General features: G+C 43.3%; 18 protein-coding genes. 6 read left to right on the plus strand and 12 right to left on the minus strand.

The features are described 5' to 3' along the window. Positions 1 to 172: 172 nt before the first annotated feature. Positions 173 to 1,294, plus strand: coding sequence for a LacI family DNA-binding transcriptional regulator (locus P8F77_RS09830; protein ID WP_024727508.1), 1,122 nt, complete (start codon positions 173 to 175; stop codon positions 1,292 to 1,294). 90 nt (positions 1,295 to 1,384) lie between these two features. On the opposite strand, the gene ilvC is transcribed toward P8F77_RS09830, so the two are convergent. From ilvC to P8F77_RS09875, 9 genes are all read right to left on the minus strand, one after another. Beyond that, on the minus strand, positions 1,385 to 2,401 hold the full coding sequence (gene ilvC / locus P8F77_RS09835; RefSeq protein ID WP_024727507.1) for a ketol-acid reductoisomerase: 1,017 nt from the start codon (positions 2,399 to 2,401) through the stop codon (positions 1,385 to 1,387). A gap of 70 nt (positions 2,402 to 2,471) precedes the next feature. Then, positions 2,472 to 2,972, minus strand: a complete 501-nt coding sequence (ilvN, locus tag P8F77_RS09840; protein ID WP_009289590.1) for an acetolactate synthase small subunit — start codon at positions 2,970 to 2,972, stop codon at positions 2,472 to 2,474. Between the two features lie 66 nt (positions 2,973 to 3,038). Further along, positions 3,039 to 4,313, minus strand: coding sequence for an LCP family protein (locus P8F77_RS09845; RefSeq protein ID WP_024727506.1), 1,275 nt, complete (start codon positions 4,311 to 4,313; stop codon positions 3,039 to 3,041). 135 nt (positions 4,314 to 4,448) lie between these two features. Continuing rightward, a complete protein-coding gene (locus P8F77_RS09850; RefSeq protein WP_024727505.1) occupies positions 4,449 to 5,513 on the minus strand; it encodes an LCP family protein in 1,065 nt (354 codons plus the stop codon). A 75-nt stretch (positions 5,514 to 5,588) separates the two neighbouring features. After that, complete coding sequence (locus P8F77_RS09855; RefSeq protein ID WP_347256051.1) at positions 5,589 to 6,512, minus strand: glycosyltransferase; 924 nt, start codon at positions 6,510 to 6,512, stop codon at positions 5,589 to 5,591. 17 nt (positions 6,513 to 6,529) lie between these two features. Then, a complete protein-coding gene (locus tag P8F77_RS09860) occupies positions 6,530 to 8,791 on the minus strand; it encodes a DNA topoisomerase (ATP-hydrolyzing) (protein ID WP_024727503.1) in 2,262 nt (753 codons plus the stop codon). Positions 8,792 to 8,803: 12 nt separating this feature from the next. After that, positions 8,804 to 10,717, minus strand: a complete 1,914-nt coding sequence (locus P8F77_RS09865) for a DNA gyrase subunit B (protein ID WP_024727502.1) — start codon at positions 10,715 to 10,717, stop codon at positions 8,804 to 8,806. A 3-nt stretch (positions 10,718 to 10,720) separates the two neighbouring features. After that, complete coding sequence (locus P8F77_RS09870; protein WP_347256052.1) at positions 10,721 to 10,876, minus strand: hypothetical protein; 156 nt, start codon at positions 10,874 to 10,876, stop codon at positions 10,721 to 10,723. 65 nt (positions 10,877 to 10,941) lie between these two features. Further along, positions 10,942 to 11,079, minus strand: coding sequence for a hypothetical protein (locus tag P8F77_RS09875; RefSeq protein ID WP_235824578.1), 138 nt, complete (start codon positions 11,077 to 11,079; stop codon positions 10,942 to 10,944). 322 nt (positions 11,080 to 11,401) lie between these two features. On the opposite strand from P8F77_RS09875, the gene P8F77_RS09880 reads away from it, so the two are divergent. From P8F77_RS09880 to P8F77_RS09890, 3 genes are all read left to right on the plus strand, one after another. Then, positions 11,402 to 11,680, plus strand: coding sequence for a hypothetical protein (locus P8F77_RS09880; protein WP_270430563.1), 279 nt, complete (start codon positions 11,402 to 11,404; stop codon positions 11,678 to 11,680). 120 nt (positions 11,681 to 11,800) lie between these two features. Then, positions 11,801 to 12,460 (plus strand): hypothetical protein, encoded by a 660-nt coding sequence (locus P8F77_RS09885; RefSeq protein WP_270430565.1) that lies wholly within the window; start codon positions 11,801 to 11,803, stop codon positions 12,458 to 12,460. Between the two features lie 215 nt (positions 12,461 to 12,675). Then, the gene (locus P8F77_RS09890; RefSeq protein WP_347256053.1) at positions 12,676 to 14,277 is read left to right on the plus strand and encodes a transposase; all 1,602 of its coding nucleotides are present in this window, start codon (positions 12,676 to 12,678) and stop codon (positions 14,275 to 14,277) included. 147 nt (positions 14,278 to 14,424) lie between these two features. On the opposite strand, the gene P8F77_RS09895 is transcribed toward P8F77_RS09890, so the two are convergent. Together P8F77_RS09895 and P8F77_RS09900 are read right to left on the minus strand one after the other, a co-directional pair. Then, positions 14,425 to 14,913, minus strand: a complete 489-nt coding sequence (locus P8F77_RS09895; RefSeq protein WP_051405203.1) for a VanZ family protein — start codon at positions 14,911 to 14,913, stop codon at positions 14,425 to 14,427. Positions 14,914 to 14,927: 14 nt separating this feature from the next. Then, complete coding sequence (locus P8F77_RS09900; protein WP_148458790.1) at positions 14,928 to 15,116, minus strand: DUF6472 family protein; 189 nt, start codon at positions 15,114 to 15,116, stop codon at positions 14,928 to 14,930. Positions 15,117 to 15,232: 116 nt separating this feature from the next. On the opposite strand from P8F77_RS09900, the gene P8F77_RS09905 reads away from it, so the two are divergent. Together P8F77_RS09905 and P8F77_RS09910 are read left to right on the plus strand one after the other, a co-directional pair. After that, entirely contained in the window at positions 15,233 to 15,361 is a 129-nt protein-coding gene (locus P8F77_RS09905; protein WP_268876113.1) for a hypothetical protein, read from the plus strand. Between the two features lie 78 nt (positions 15,362 to 15,439). After that, on the plus strand, positions 15,440 to 15,646 hold the full coding sequence (locus tag P8F77_RS09910) for a DUF378 domain-containing protein (RefSeq protein ID WP_024727497.1): 207 nt from the start codon (positions 15,440 to 15,442) through the stop codon (positions 15,644 to 15,646). A 97-nt stretch (positions 15,647 to 15,743) separates the two neighbouring features. Here the strand turns inward: P8F77_RS09910 and P8F77_RS09915 are convergent, their stop codons facing one another. After that, positions 15,744 to 15,959 (minus strand): helix-turn-helix transcriptional regulator, encoded by a 216-nt coding sequence (locus P8F77_RS09915; RefSeq protein WP_009289583.1) that lies wholly within the window; start codon positions 15,957 to 15,959, stop codon positions 15,744 to 15,746. Positions 15,960 to 16,031 lie beyond the last annotated feature (72 nt).

Consider the following 16,031-nt stretch of genomic DNA (forward strand, 5'->3'; position numbering starts at 1 on the left):
GGAATTTTATTTAAATTTAACTTTTCTTTACTTAAATTTTAATCCAGACCCGTTAAATTATCAAATTATTTAAATTATTTTCAATAAATTTCGGGATAATATACAGTTTCAACAAAAATATTTTGTATATAATACATAAAACCCAATTAAAATTTTAATAAGGAGAACCGCCATGGCCAATAAAAAAAGTGTGACGATGAAAGATATTGCAAAGGATACGGACATTTCTGTTTCTGCTGTTTCCATGATCTTAAACCGAAGATCTGATGTCTCCTTCTCAAGAGAAACGGTGGCAAAAGTACTGGAGTCTGCAAAACGGCTGGGATATGAGTTAAGCCATGAGAAAAAAGACACTGCTCTCAGATCCCCTTCTTCTGCACAGATCAAAAAAGTAATCGCTGTTTTTTGCCCCAATATTTTCAACTCCTATTATGCAACGATTGCCCAGTCCATCGAACAGTCCGCTTATAAAAAAGGATATAAGACACTAATCTTTACTACTTTCCGGGAAGTAAAGAAAGAACACGAACTGGTCATGGATGCCATCCATATGAACGTGGAAGGAATCATATTCACCATGATTCCCAACGATCCGGGATTTGTGGAAAAAGTTGCAAAACAGTTCCCCATTGTCGTGATCGGTGACAAGACTTCTTCCATCAACATTGATATCATTGAAACAAATAACTATACCGCAGGTGTCCTGGTGGCTGAACACCTGCACAGTTTAGGGCACCGGCATATTGCTTTTTTGACAACGACGATCACGACTGACGTATCCCTGGCCATGCGATATCAAAGGCTGAAGGCGATTCAGAATACTTATGCAAAATTATGCGCAAATGAGCCCTATGACGTCATCGTAAGAGAGCAAAAGGTTGATTCCCAATATGAAAGAAATCATTTGTCACTGGAGTATGATGTGGGATATCAGCTGTGTATGGACTGTCTGGAAGACCGGGGCCTGTCCGGTATCACTGCTTTTGTCGGAAATAACGATATGGTTGCCTATGGGATCATGGATGCGGTTTTAAAGAAAGGATATAAGATTCCAAGAGATTTCAGTGTGTGCAGCTTTGACAATGATTTCCCTTCCGGACTGCTTCCGGTCTCACTGACCACAGTGGAACACTATATGGAGGAGAAAGGGCGGAAAGCTTTTGACACGATTTATCAAAAAATCCTGTGGAATGAGACTCCGGAACAGAAAAGCCAATACTTTATCCGAATAGAGTACAAACCGTATCTCATCGTCAGAGATTCCACCAACCGTGCAAGACAGCAGAAGGGATAGACATATTAGGATGAACTTTCCCATGGAGCCAGAAGAAAAGCCAGAGTGCACATGCACTCTGGCTTTATATGTAATATCAGTGATCCCGAATTAGTTATTGATCAGTTTGTCTTCGTCAGACCAGCTGTATAAGCTTCTGATCTCTTCTCCGACAACTTCTGCCGGATGTTCGGAAGCTAACTTTCTCATAGCCTTGAAGTGAACCTGGCTTCCTGCATCAGACATATCTACTAAGAAGTCTTTTGCGAAAGTTCCGTCCTGGATATCTGCAAGGATCTTTTTCATCGCTTTCTTTGTATCTTCTGTGATGATCTTCGGTCCTGTGATGTAGTCACCGTATTCTGCAGTGTTGGAGATAGAGTATCTCATTCCTGAGAATCCTGACTGATAGATCAGGTCAACGATCAGTTTCATCTCATGGATACATTCAAAGTATGCGTTTCTCGGATCATATCCTGCTTCTACTAATGTCTCAAAACCTGCCTGCATCAGTGCACAAACACCGCCGCAGAGCACTGCCTGCTCTCCGAAGAGGTCTGTCTCTGTCTCTGTTCTGAAGGTAGTCTCAAGAACACCTGCTCTTGCTCCTCCGATTGCCAGTGCATATGCCAAAGCCATGTCCAGTGCTTTTCCGGTAGCATCCTGCTCTACAGCTACCAGGCAAGGAACGCCTTTGCCTTCTTCGTATTCGCTTCTTACCGTGTGTCCAGGCCCTTTAGGAGCGATCATTGTTACGTCTACATCTTTAGGAGGCACGATACATCCAAAATGAATGTTGAAACCATGAGCGAACATCAGCATATTTCCTGCTTCTAAGTTCGGTTCGATATCATTTTTGTACATTGTAGCCTGCTTTTCATCGTTGATCAGAATCATGATGATGTCTGCTTTTTTTGCAGCCTCAGCAGCTGTATATACTTCAAATCCCTGTTCCTCTGCTCTCTTCCAGGATTTGCTTCCTTCATATAATCCGATGATAACATTGCATCCGGACTCTTTTGCGTTAAGCGCATGTGCATGTCCCTGACTTCCGTAACCGATCACTGCGATGGTCTTTCCGTCTAAAAGTGATAAGTTACAGTCTTCTTGATAATAAATCTTTGCCATTTTACATTCCTCCATTTTCTAGGCTTTATAAGTAAGGGGTATTCCCATACCTTTCAAATTAAATATGTGCCTATTTGACAAGTCTCGGCACGGATTCCCCGCGAGAAAGCCCGGTGAGTCCGGTTCTCACAAGTTCCAGAATATCAAAGCCTTCCAAAAGATTTATGAAAGCTTCGATTTTATTTACATTTCCGGTAAGCTCGATCATCAGTGAATCTTTTGACACGTCCACAACTTTGGCTCTGAAAATATCGGCGATCGTGATGATCTCCTGTTTTTCCGACTTTCCTGTGCGGATTTTGACTAAGATAAGCTCTCTGCAGACAGAGGTCGGGTTCTCCAGTTCCACAAGTGTTATGACATCCTCAAGCTTGATAAGCTGATTCTTGATCTGTGCCAGAATGGTATCATCCCCGCTGACCGCGATCGTCATTCGCGAATACTTCTCATCCTGTGTCTTGCAGGCTGTAATACTGTCGATATTATAGCCTCTGCGGCTGAACAGTCCGGATATACGGCTGAGTACCCCCGGGTTATTTTCCGCCACGATAGATAGTACGATCTGTTTCATAGACGACTTCATCCTCCTAACAATTCTATCAATTCTAATATTCAGTGTCAAGAAATCACTGAAAAACTATTCTTCTGCGTTTCCCTGACTCGTATTTTCTGGTTTAGCAGCCGTTGTGGCGTGGGTGGTAGCCTGGATCTGCTGTTCTGTTGTGGCCTGGGTGGCTGCTGTCGTAGCCGGCCTTCTGGTCGCTGTGGAAGCCGGCCTGCTTGTACCGCTCGTAGACGAAGTAGGGTAGCCGCTCCCCGTAGATCCTCCTGAATTACCATATCCCGCATTTCCTGACGAGGTACTGCCGGACGAAGTATTGGATACCCCCGAATATCCGAAGGTCTCCACGCCGCTTAGTCCGCCGTACTCCTTGGCAAAGGCCTCGTCAGATCCGTCCCCAACCTTGCCGTCACCGAAGATAAAATAGTTCATGGCAGCTTTGTTTGCATTGAAGTTGATGAAAAAGACGAACATGTTATGCTGTGCCCTTCCCATCTTATAGGAACCTTCAATCGGTATTCTCATCTGGTCAATATCCGTCGTTCCCATCTTGATCACAGATGCCGCCAGACCTTTGATGTAGTCGGCATCCATGTCGGTAGAAACATCGCTTAAAACCTTCAGAGCAATATCCAGGATCTTCGTGAGGCTCTGGCCTTTGACTTTATCAAAGGTCGCCTGCATAACTGCCCTCTGGCGGCCGGTACGGCCGAAATCTCCGTCTCCGTATTTCTTAGATACCACATAGCGTATCCTGGAATAGCCAAGGGCCTGATTTCCGTTCAGGATATGTTTTCCGGCTTTTACATTGCGGTATTTTTTCTTGGAAATATAATTGGTCGTATTCAGGTACTGTGCCTCTTTTTCTTCCAGATCGATCTCGATGCCGCCCACTTCATTGATCACTTTTTCAAAAGTGTCAAAATCTACGACACAGTATTTATCGATCTTAATTCCAAAGTTTTTCGCAATAGTCTGATAAAGCAGTTCCACGCCGCCATATGCGTATGCAGAATTCAGCTTATCCCTTCCGTGTCCCGGGATCTCTACATAGATATCCCTCATAATGGAGGTAAGCTTCAGTTCTTTTGTCTTAAAATTGATCGTCGCGATCATCGAAGAGTCGGACCGTCCGGCCGCTTCTTCGTCGGATCTCCGGTCAGAACCCACCAGCAGAATATTTACAACATCCTCATCAAACTTTACATCACCGACATCTACACTTCCTAAATCACCGGTCTTATTGATGGCAGCTTCAAGCCTGGCATCATAATATCCAAGAACTCCTCCGGCCGCAACGGATATTACTAAAAATATGTTCAAAATGATTTTATATGTCTTCAGCGTCATGCTACTCCTCCTGAATTGCTATTTATTAGTCTACAATTATAGCACATTATATCAGAAAACAACAGACAGTTTCTTAATTAAACCTGAAGATTTTACAATGTTTGTACTGTTTCGACTTTATGTAAGTGTGAAAAATTATCTCTTATAGCTTCCGGGAGAACTCTCTGACGCATCCTCTGAATCCGGCTTTGCAGGGTATCCGTAAGTTTCTATATTCTGATATCCGCCGAATTTGGATGCGAAATCCTCTTCTTTTCCTTTGCTGAAGATGAAATGCTCCATTGCCGCCTTGTTCGCATCAAAATTGATGAAGAAGACAAACATGCCGCTCTGTGCCCGGCCCTGCATGTAAGTGCCCTCGATTGGAATCCTCATCTGCTGGACCTTCGGAATTCCGAACTGAACAACAGAAGTCACCAGGCCTTTGATATAACTTGCATTCATATCGGTGGACACATCGTCCAGTGCATTGAACCCGATATCCAGGATCTTCATCGGATTCTGCCTGATGATCTTTTTATAAGTAGCTTCCAGGACCGCTCTCTGACGGCCGGTGCGGCCGAATTCGCCGTCTCCGTACCTGCTGTTTGACACATAACGGATTCTGGAATAACCGAGAGCCTGGTTCCCGTTCAGGACATGTTTTCCGGCTTTTACATTGCGGTATTTTTTCTTTGAAATGTAATTGGTCGTATTCAGATAGTCTGCCTCTTTTTCTTCCAGGTCGATCTCGATGCCGCCCACCTCATTGATCACCTTCTCAAATGTTGAAAAGTCTACGACACAGTATTTGTCGATCTTTATATCAAAATTCTGGGCAATGGTTTTGTAGAGCAGGTCCACTCCGCCGAAAGAATATGCAGAATTCAGCTTGTTCCTTCCGTGCCCCGGAATATCCACATACATATCCCTCATCAAAGAGGTAAGCTTTAATTCTTTTGTCTTCATATTGATGGTGGCGATCATAGAAGAATCCGACCTTCCTGCCTCGGTCTCGTCGGATCTGCGGTCAGAACCGACCAGCAGGATGTTGACTACATCATTATCAAATTTAACGTCGTCTCCCACATCTACTTTGCTTAAGTTTCCCTTCGGTGTCACCGAAGCCTCTAATTTTGCATCATAGTATCCAAGAACTCCTCCTATTGAAAGAGCAAATACAAGGAAGACAGCCATAACAATTTTAAATTTCTTTCCCATTTCCTTATCCTCCAAACGTATGTCTGTAATTTTATCTATTGTAACAGAAAACTAAACCAGAAATGTTAAGAAAATCTAAAGCTTTTCATACGAATCCCAGTAAGAATGGTTCATCGTAAGTTTCAGGATAAGGCTTTTGGGGAGTTTTTTATAGTTGCTGCCCAGCTTATAGCCTATGAATTTACACGCCGTATCCGCCATGAATTTAGGAATCTTAAAAAATCTTCCGGTAAACAGCAGATGTTTCAGTGTGTGAAGGACCATCCTCATCCCCTCCGATTCAGAAGAGACTTCAAGAAACAGTCCTCCGTAGGATACCTGTGAAACTGCCAGATCAAAATTCCTGTGCAGCTGGTCAAAACAGCGGTAGTTGTGCCAGTGCCATACGGCGGCATCTGCCTGGTATGCAATGGCTTTGTCTGACTCGATCAGCCTGGAAGCCATAATCATGTCCTCATTAAATATTGTTTTGTGAATGAATCCGCCCATAGCTTCATAATCTTTTTTCCTGTATGCACTGCACACATTGGAACAGAAAAATGTCTTGATCCCAAGCTTTGGCAGGTCGGCTTTTGTCTTTATGGAGCTATCCGGGGGATAGTTAAAGCTCCTCGTATAATACTCCAGATAATTGTCCTTCGGGTCCGCCATCTGGCGCCCATAAGCGGCTCCCACACTGGGGTCCTCAAAAGCCTTCAGCAGATTTTCCACCATATATTTGTCTCTGGGCACCGCATCATCGGTCATAAACGCAATGATCTCCGCATCAGAAAGTGAAGCTCCGTAATCCCTTGTGGCTCCGTGGTCAAACTCTTCTTTTTTTATATGCTTTACTGCCACATTCGGATACTGCTCTGTAAGATGTTCAGGAAAATACTCCTCCTCCGTGTTGATCAGAAAGATAGTTCCGAAGGTAACCGTCTGCCTCGACAGGCGCCGGAGAGATTCAAAAAGCTTCTCCCCTGGTTTATAAGTTGGAATTACAAGATCAATCGTCATCGCTTCTCTCCTTTTTCTCAGCGCCGGATTTTAGAACCCTTCGTATCCCGTTTTGCAAGCTTCAGTTTATTGAAATCCAGACGTTTTCCTTTATAATCTATGGATGTAATGCCGTCGGCCTCCATAAGATAAGTATGGAGCAGTATATCATCCTTATTCAGTTTGATGCCTCTTACGCCTACCGCACCTTTTTTCTTTTCCGGCACCTCTTCCAGTGAAAACCGCAGGAAAACCCCCTCTTTTGTCTCTAATATTACCATATCCGGTTTTATCAGGCCACCGTCGGTTTTCAGCGGCTTTACCGAGAGGAGTGCGTCTCCGTCCGACAGTTTTGTGGCGGATACTGTTCTTTTGGTTACCTGGAATTCCGTTCCCGAAACGATCTTTAACATCCCCTGTTCCGTGGCAAAGAAAAGACTTTCATGTATCATTTCCTCCGCTGCCAGAACTGCGATAATTGCTTCGTCGGAGCTGTCGTAGTTGCCCAGATTGTCGATCGGTGTTCCCTTATCTTTATATTTTCCTGCCGGTATGTCCAGCACTTTGATCTGATGCATTACGCCGGTGTCTGTAAAAATACAGATCTTATCCGTATTCATACACGGAACAATATATTTATAATCCCTGGCTGCATTCTCCTGATTTCTCTGGTAGGTAGCCTTGTCGAAGGTCTTTGCATAGCCAAACCGGTCCATGACAAAATAAACCTGCTCCTCTTTCAGCGGTTCTTCTTCATAAACTGCCTCGGCTCCGTCCTCTACCACCGTTCTTCTCTCTCTCTGATACTCTTTTTTAATCTTCGTGAGATCCTGTTTCATAACGCGCTGCATAGATGCCGGATTATGAAGGATATCCTCATATTCGGCTATTTTGGCAACGATCTCTTCATATTCTTCTTTGAGAGCCAGGATTTCTAATCCGATGAGCTTTCCGAGGCGCAGGTCCAGGATCGCCTCTGCCTGTTTCTCTGTAAAAGACAGCTTGCAGGCTTCGATCATGGATTCAGATGATTTGAACCTGATAGTTCCGACCTCACCCTTCGTAAGACATGCTTTTGCCTCTTTCAGGTTTTTGCTCCCTCTCAGTATCTCAATGATCAGATCGATCATATCGCAGGCCTTGATCAAGCCTTCTTTAATCTCCCTCTGGTCATAAAGTTTGGATAAAAGAGTCTGATATTTTCTTCTTACAAGCCCGTAATGAAACTCTGTGTGATGCGCTATGATATCCCGAAGACTCAGAGTCTCCGGACGGCCGTCGACGATGGCCAGCATATTCACGCCGAAGGTATCCTCAAGCTTTGTTTTTTTGTACAGGAGATTCTTCAGGCGTTCTATGTCTGTCCCTTTTTTCAGTTCCAGAACAATGCGGATACCCTCCTTGGAGGATTCGTTGGAAATATCAACGATATCCGTCGTTTTCTTAGATTCCACGAGGTTTACGACATCAGAAAGAAATTTCCCGATATTGGCGCCGATCATCGTATATGGTATCTCTGTGATGACCAGCTTGTCCTTTTCCCCGCGCTTCTTCCCCGGCTCAAAGACTACTTTCCCCCGGAGTTTCAGTTTTCCGCGGCCCTCAGAGTAAATTGTTTTTATGTCCTTTTTGTTGACCACCAGGCCTCCGGTCGGAAAATCCGGTCCCTGGATATAGGTGAGCAGATCTTCATTGGTCACTGACTCATCTTCCAAATACGCGATCATGGCATCGACCACTTCGCCCAGATTATGAGTCGGAATGCTGGTGGTCATACCGACGGCGATCCCCTCGGCGCCGTTGATCAGAAGATTCGGCACTCTGACCGGAAGCACTTCCGGTTCTTTCTCTGTCTCGTCAAAATTGGATATAAAATCTACTATATTTTTATCCAGATCCGCAAGATAAACCTCCTGGGTAAACTTTTTCAGTCTTGCCTCCGTGTAACGCATGGCCGCGGCCCCGTCACCCTCGATGGAACCAAAGTTTCCATGTCCGTCCACCAAAGGCATACCCTTTTTAAATTCCTGTTCCATGACTACCAGAGACTCATAGATAGAGCCGTCTCCGTGGGGATGATATTTACCCATCGTGTCTCCGACGATCCTCGCAGATTTTCTGTGCGGCCTGTCATACCTCAGATTAAGCTCATCCATGGCATACAGGACGCGGCGCTGTACGGGCTTTAAACCGTCCCGAATGTCGGGGAGGGCACGCGCACAAATAACGCTCATAGCATAGTCGATATACGACTTCTGCATGACCTCGGAAAATTCTGCCCTAATGATATGTTCTGCCATCTTTCTCCCTTTCTATATATCCAACATCGCATCGCCTGCATTATCGTAAATAAACTGCCTTCTCGGCGGAACCTCACTGCCCATCAGCATAGAGGTCACATCGGATGCCATTCTGGCATCTTCGATCTCAATCTGCTTTAATGTCCTCGTCTCCGGGTCCAGCGTCGTCTCCCACAGCTGGCTGGCATCCATCTCTCCGAGGCCCTTATACCGCTGAAGGGTAAACGGACCCTTATGAGCAGCCTTGTATTTCTCCAACGCGGTATCATCGAACAGATAAGTTTCCTTTCCTTTCTTAGGAATTGCCTTATAAAGAGGAGGTGTTGCCAGATAAACGTGTCCGTGGGTAATCAGCTCCGGCATAAACCGGTAGAAAAATGTCAGCAGCAAGGTGGCAATATGGGCTCCGTCCACATCGGCATCGGTCATAATCACAATTTTTTGATACCTCAGTTTTTCGATGTCAAAATCGTTTCCGTACCCTTCTGAAAATCCGCACCCAAAGGTGTTTATCATCGTTTTAATCTCTGCATTAGCCAAGACCTTGTCCATGGTAGCCTTCTCAACATTCAGGATCTTTCCCCTGATCGGCAGAATGGCCTGAGTTCGGCGGTTTCTGGCAGTTTTCGCAGAGCCTCCGGCAGAATCTCCCTCGACGATAAAAATCTCACACTCTTCCGGCTTACGGCTTTCACAGTTAGATAGCTTTCCGTTGCTGTCAATGGAGAGCTTCTGTCTCACAAGAAGATTTGTCTTCGCTTTTTCTTCAGCCTTGCGGATCTTTGCAGATTTCTCCGCACAGGCAAGGACTTTTTTTAAGGTATCCAGGTTTTTATCAAAAAATAATACCGTCTCATCTCCGGTAATTTCACTGACCACTTTACTGGCATCAGGATTGTCCAATTTTGTCTTTGTCTGACCTTCAAACCTTGGTTCCGGATGCTTTACGGAAATGATTGCGGTCATGCCGTTTCTCACATCTGCCCCGGTAAAGTTTGCGTCTTTTTCCTTTAATACACCCAGTTCCCTGGCATACTGGTTCATCACTGCCGTAAATTTGGACTTAAATCCCGTGATATGGGTACCGCCCTCCGTGGTATAAATGTTATTGCAGAAGCCTAAAATATTTTCACCAAAATCTTCCGTATACTGGAAGGCGATCTCCGCTTCGATTCCGTTGATCTCCCTCTTATAATAGACCGGATCATGCAGCACATGCTTACCATCATTCAGCTTCTTTACATAGGCACAGATCCCCTCAGGCTCATGATATAAAACTTCCGTCTCTTCCCCTGAACGTTCATTAATATAATTAATCTTTAATTCCGGGTTCAGATAAGTCGTCTCATGGAGACGGTTGCGGATCATAGCGGCTTTGAAATAGGTCTTGTCAAAGATCTCGGGATCGGGCAGAAACCGGACCTTTGTCCCGGTCTCCGACTTTTTACAGCTTCCGATGACTTTCAGCGGTTCTGTAACCTTCCCTCTCTCAAAACATTCCTCATAGATTTTTCCGTCCTGTTTGACCGTCACTTTAAGCCAGGTAGAAAGGGCGTTGACCACAGATGCCCCCACACCGTGCAGTCCTCCTGAAATTTTATATCCCCCGTCTCCGAATTTTCCTCCGGCATGAAGCATGGTAAACACCATCTCCACCGCTGAAAGACCGGTCTGTTCATTGATCCCGACAGGAATGCCCCTGCCGTTGTCTTCGACCACTGCTGTCCCGTCATCCTTGAGTGTTACCGTGATTTCATCGCAGTGTCCCGCAAGAAATTCATCCACTGAGTTATCTACGATCTCATAGATCAGATGATTAAGCCCCTTTGTCGAAACACTTCCTATATACATTCCGGGCCGCTTCCTGACTGCCTCCAGCCCTTCCAGTACAGAAATACTGTTTGCGTCATAGTTTTGACTGCTCATTTTCTATATTCTCCTCCCAATATGATCAAGGCTTTCCTGCAGCCCTGTCATAGAAACATCTGCTTTTATACAATCTAAAATATTATATACATTTTGAACAAGAACTTCAAGTAGATATCCTGCAGTAGTCATAGTGTGCAGTATTCCATCGTTTTTCATGCAAAAGGCTATTATACTTAATCCGCATAATAGCTTTGCTTACAATTCTTCTCCTGATAAATAGTTTATAAACTCCTGCTCCGGCATCGGACATCCGTACAGATATCCCTGGGCATGACAGCACCCATCTTCTTATACATCTGTGCCTGTTCCTTTGTCTCTACCCCTTCTGCGATGACTTGAAGTTCAGGGGCATCTGACAAACTCCACTACTTTTTGACGCCGCCGGTTATCCTCAGTCTGCCGCAAAAATTTCAGATCCAGTTTCATAACATCAATGTGGAGCTCTGAAGGTGTATTAAGAAACGAGTAACCGCTCCCAATGTCATCCATTTCAATAATAAATCCTTTCTGGTTCACCTTTTCTATAACAGATAAAAACTTTTCTGAATCCTTCACGTATGCACTTTCTGTCAGCAGCCATAAGCGCACGGTCCTCATTGTATGGGACAAGTATAAAAAATGTATCCGCTCTTGCTCTGGTAAACACCGACAGGTCACCGGACAGCGTACTGAGCAGGGCAGTTGATAAATCTGCCAGAAGCCGGTCTGCAGTCTCTGAACCAAGGGAAACAGCCTGCTCTCAAAAAACCAGACAGTACACTCATGTTGAAAGAAAATCACCGCGCCCTTTTGGTACATCTGTCTGATCCTTTTACGGTACTTGAGATCTCGCAGCCGGATATCGTCGTTCTTTACCGCGAGTATTTGTTCCTCTCTGCAGAAAAAACGGGCTATACCGGCATACACAGACGAAAGATCATGTCTAAGCTCCGCAGACTGATCCAGGAACTCCGGTCATGAAAATGTTATGGGAAACATTCGGTCCTTCGATTCTATTCGTCATTTATTGACACATTTCCTTCTAACCTTTATAATGAAACGAGTATTCATTATAAACAAACAGGATTGGGGAAATGAATTATGAAGAAAAATACGAAATTGATGTCCTTGATTATAACAGCCTTATTGGCAGTGACTCTGCTGACCGGATGCGGCACAAAAAAAGCCCCGGATGCAGATAAATCCATGGATGCTTTTTATCAGCTGATCGTATGCCATAAAGCAGATGCCATGACAGATCTGGGCATTGACTCTGCCGAAGTCAGTGATACCCTGAGTGTATACAAGGAGTCTACGATTTCATCACTGAAAAACAGCTTCAAATCTGCGGGCATCACACTGACCACAAAAGACGCTGAAGATATCTTTGATGCACTCTCCCAGGCTTTGTCCAGTCTTGAATATGAAGTATCCGTGAAAGAGCAGGAAAAGAAAGAGGCTGTTGTCACTGTAAAATCACAGTATATTGATTACTTATCCGTATTTAAGGACGCCAAGAAAAAAACAGTAGATGCATTGAAGCCTCAGCATATCGAGACGAAAGAAGATGCTCAGAAACTTTTGATCAAAAACGTGGCAAAAGGTTTCAAAAGTATGAAACCGTCTTCCGACATGAAGACAAAGACTTTCACACTGACCAAACAGAATATCAAAAGCGGTGAAGACACAGTTACCCTGTACTTTCCGAAAGATTCCAAACAGCTTGGCTCTGATCTGATTAATCTCGTCACAGGGAGATAAGGGATCTTATATAATTTGTTTGCCGCTGTCACCAAAAATTTCACCCCGGATATCAGAAAAATCTGACATCCGGGGTGTTTTTTCATTTCATAGGATTAGGGTGTCAAAAGGTCATTGACCTTTGATATAAATTTGTACCTTGAAAATTTAACACGATATATCAATCCATCCGAACATTTGGTAAAATATAAATATCAAATATCGAGGTGATTCGCATGTGTTTTGTATCAAATAATAGTCAACAAATGTCGTTGACTGACAGCACATTTAACCTGACAGAAAGAGAACGTAGGTTTCTTGAAAAATCATGGGCAAAGACTTTTTCGGATAGGATTTTTCCTGCCATAAACGAAGATATATTTTCTGTATTGTATAGTAGTAAAGCTTCTCGTCCAAATACTCCCGTAAATGTCATCGTTGGTGCATTGATTCTCAAAGAAGCACTTGGTGATAGTGATGATGAACTTGTTCAGGCTCTAATGTTTGATATACGGTATCAGCATGCTCTTCATACTACTAGTTTTGAAGAACAGCCCTTGAGCGACAGAACTCTGAGTAGATTTCGTGCAAGATGCCTTGCTTATGAAACAGAAACCGGTATTGACCTGATTCATATATGTGTTACCTCTTTATCAAAAGAAATATCTGAATTTATGGGGCTTACCCCTTCTATGCAGAGAATGGACAGTATGATGATCGCGGCAAATATCCGGAATCTTTCACTATTAGAGCTTTTCTATACTTGTACTGCAAATTTAGCAAAAGTTATGGTTAGCAGAGGGGTTACTCTTCCAGAAAAGCAAAAACATTATGTGGAAAAGGATGATTACAATGCGTTTATCTATCACCAGCGTAAGCTAGATGCTAACGAAAGAACAATTGTTGTAATGCATGATGCCGAAAAACTTCTGGAACTCTGCGAAGGAGATTTTGATGATACCAGCGAATATCAGCTGTTGATACGTTTACTCAAAGAACAAACCATCTTCAATGACGATGGGACCCGCAGGTTGCGTGAAAAAAAGGAAAAAGAGGATCCATCAAAAGTGTTGTTAAATCCATCTGATCCGGAAGCCACTTTCCGAAAAAAAGCAGGAGGTAAACATTTAGGATACGTAGCAAATCTCACAGAAACCGTAGGGGAAAACAAAAGCCTGATCACCGATTATGCGTACGAACAAAACATATACGGAGACAGCCAATTCATGAAGGATCATTTAGCCAAGGAACCGATATATAAACAGGAAGTATTACTGATTGCCGATGGTGCTTACGGCAGTGAGGTTAATGTTGCCGAAGCTGCTAAACATAGAATCCGACTTATCACTACGAATTTTACCGGGAGAAAACCGGCTGATATTTTTGCAGAGTTTATTTTTAGCGAAGATGGGCATGAACTGTTGGAGTGTATCAATCATAAAAAGCCATATCAGTTCCGCTATGATGAGCACAATGACCGTTGTGATGCGTTGTTTAAAAAATGTGACTGTGCAGACTGTCCATACCTGGCAGAATGCAAACCACGTTTACGCCAAAACAATGCGTTAAAAGAACTGTCTTGGAAAGCAGTCAATCGAGCAAAACAACTTCGTTTTATGAAAACAGAAGAATTCAAGCAGTATGCACATTTCCGAAATGGAGTAGAATCATTACCTTCACTGCTTCGCAGAAAATATCATGCCGACAAAATCCCAACACATGGCAAAAAACAGACTCGTCTGCATTTCGGATTCAAAGTCGCAGCTTTGAATTTTCAAAAGCTATTGGATTATGAAAATAGCTTGGTTTATTGTGCCTCTGAAAAAGAGATAGCATAATTAATACTCAAAACATCAAGCTCACCTTCTGTTGATTGTTCTAAATTTAATATTCTCAAACCAATTCGTGTTAAATTTTCAAGGTACAAACAAAATCAGATATTTATTAATATGTCTTTTGACACCCTAATCTTTCATAGGAAAGTTCTACGCTTTATCCTTTAATTTTTTTAATACAAAACATGCCAGCATACAAAGACAGATGCCGGTCAGAGCACCCGAACTGTCGATCATGACATCTTTGACCTGACAGCTTCTTCCTGGTACGAAATATTGGTGCAGTTCATCTGTCACGGCATAGATAGAACAAAACGCCAATGCCGCACCCAGAAGATGGGCCTTTTTCTTTACATCAATCCTCAAAGCCCGGCACACAAGCACTCCGAGCAGTGCATATTCCAAAAAGTGGGCTGTCTTCCTCACATAGTGGTCCATGACGGACAGCATATCATATAGGCTGTTTCCGAATGTTCCCGCCTCTGCCGGGGATATCCCGATCAGCTTTGATATCCATTGGGTTACTCCCATACTCATCTGCTCAGACGCATCTGCCGTCTTCGCAGAAAATAAAAAGATCACCGCCATCATCAAAATGACCATTGTCCAGGATACCATACGATTTCTTTTTAACTTCATACATCTTTTCCTGTTTAAATTTGTCTTCTAACAATACTATATTCATCATTTAATTGAAAATACGGACAGTTATAATTAGAATATGTCATAAACCGCATCAGCTCATCTTCGTCCAGGTTTACGTCACATACATAGTAACCGCACATCTCGTCATACACATAATTTACACAAGACTCACAGGTGCTTTTCTGTTTTCCCACCATAAAATCCCTCCTATCCTAATCTCAATCTATATTCGTAGTTTCTGTCTTTATTATACTGTATAGTCCGGACTTTTTGCAAACATACTAAGAGAACTAAAAAGAAAGGAGTGATCGCAATGCACGAATCCAACTGCCACAGGCATAAACAGCAGGAACCAAAAGACGCAAAAAAAGAACGTCCGCATATCGTGGAGCCTCTTCCCGAGTCTGAACGTCCCAGAAAAGACGGTCCTGGCGGAAATTAATATTTTGACCATAGTGCCAAAATATCATGCATAATATTTCTAAGACTGGGAAGATTATAAATAGAAAAGGAGGTTGCTATGGGAAGTAAAACATTAGATTATATAGCACTGACAATTACAATTATAGGTGCGGTCAACTGGGGCCTGATTGGCTTCTTCCGGTTTGATTTAGTAGCTTTTCTCTTCGGCAGCATGACGATGCTTTCAAGGCTCGTCTATGATCTGGTCGGCATCTGCGGACTTTATCTTTTAACCTTTTACGGCCGCTGTGGAAGAGATCTCTAATACCAATGATCCTCATATTCGTTTGACAAAGGACTGCTGCAAAACCCGATATTCTGTTTCAAACAGAAGCACTCATGCGCGTTTTGCAGCAGTCTCTTTAATTGGAATTAACTTGTATGGCCGGACGAAAATCAAACAGACGGTAAGGACTGATCCTCATGACTCCCGCCAGCTTTTCGATTTCCTCCAACGTGGGACTGACCAGCCCTCTTTCAATATCATAGATATGCATATGGCTGATGCCCGTATATTTTTCAAGATTTCTCAAACTGTAACCCTGTTCTTCCCTGATTTCCCATAAAAAAATTCTCATATTTAAAATACCTCGTTTGGTTTGTATATTTATCTGCTTTCGTATTTCTATTAGAAAATTTTTTTGCCTTAG

The sequence above is a fragment of the Anaerostipes sp. PC18 genome, from assembly GCF_039789045.1.
In the GTDB taxonomy this organism is placed as follows: domain Bacteria; phylum Bacillota; class Clostridia; order Lachnospirales; family Lachnospiraceae; genus Anaerostipes; species Anaerostipes hominis.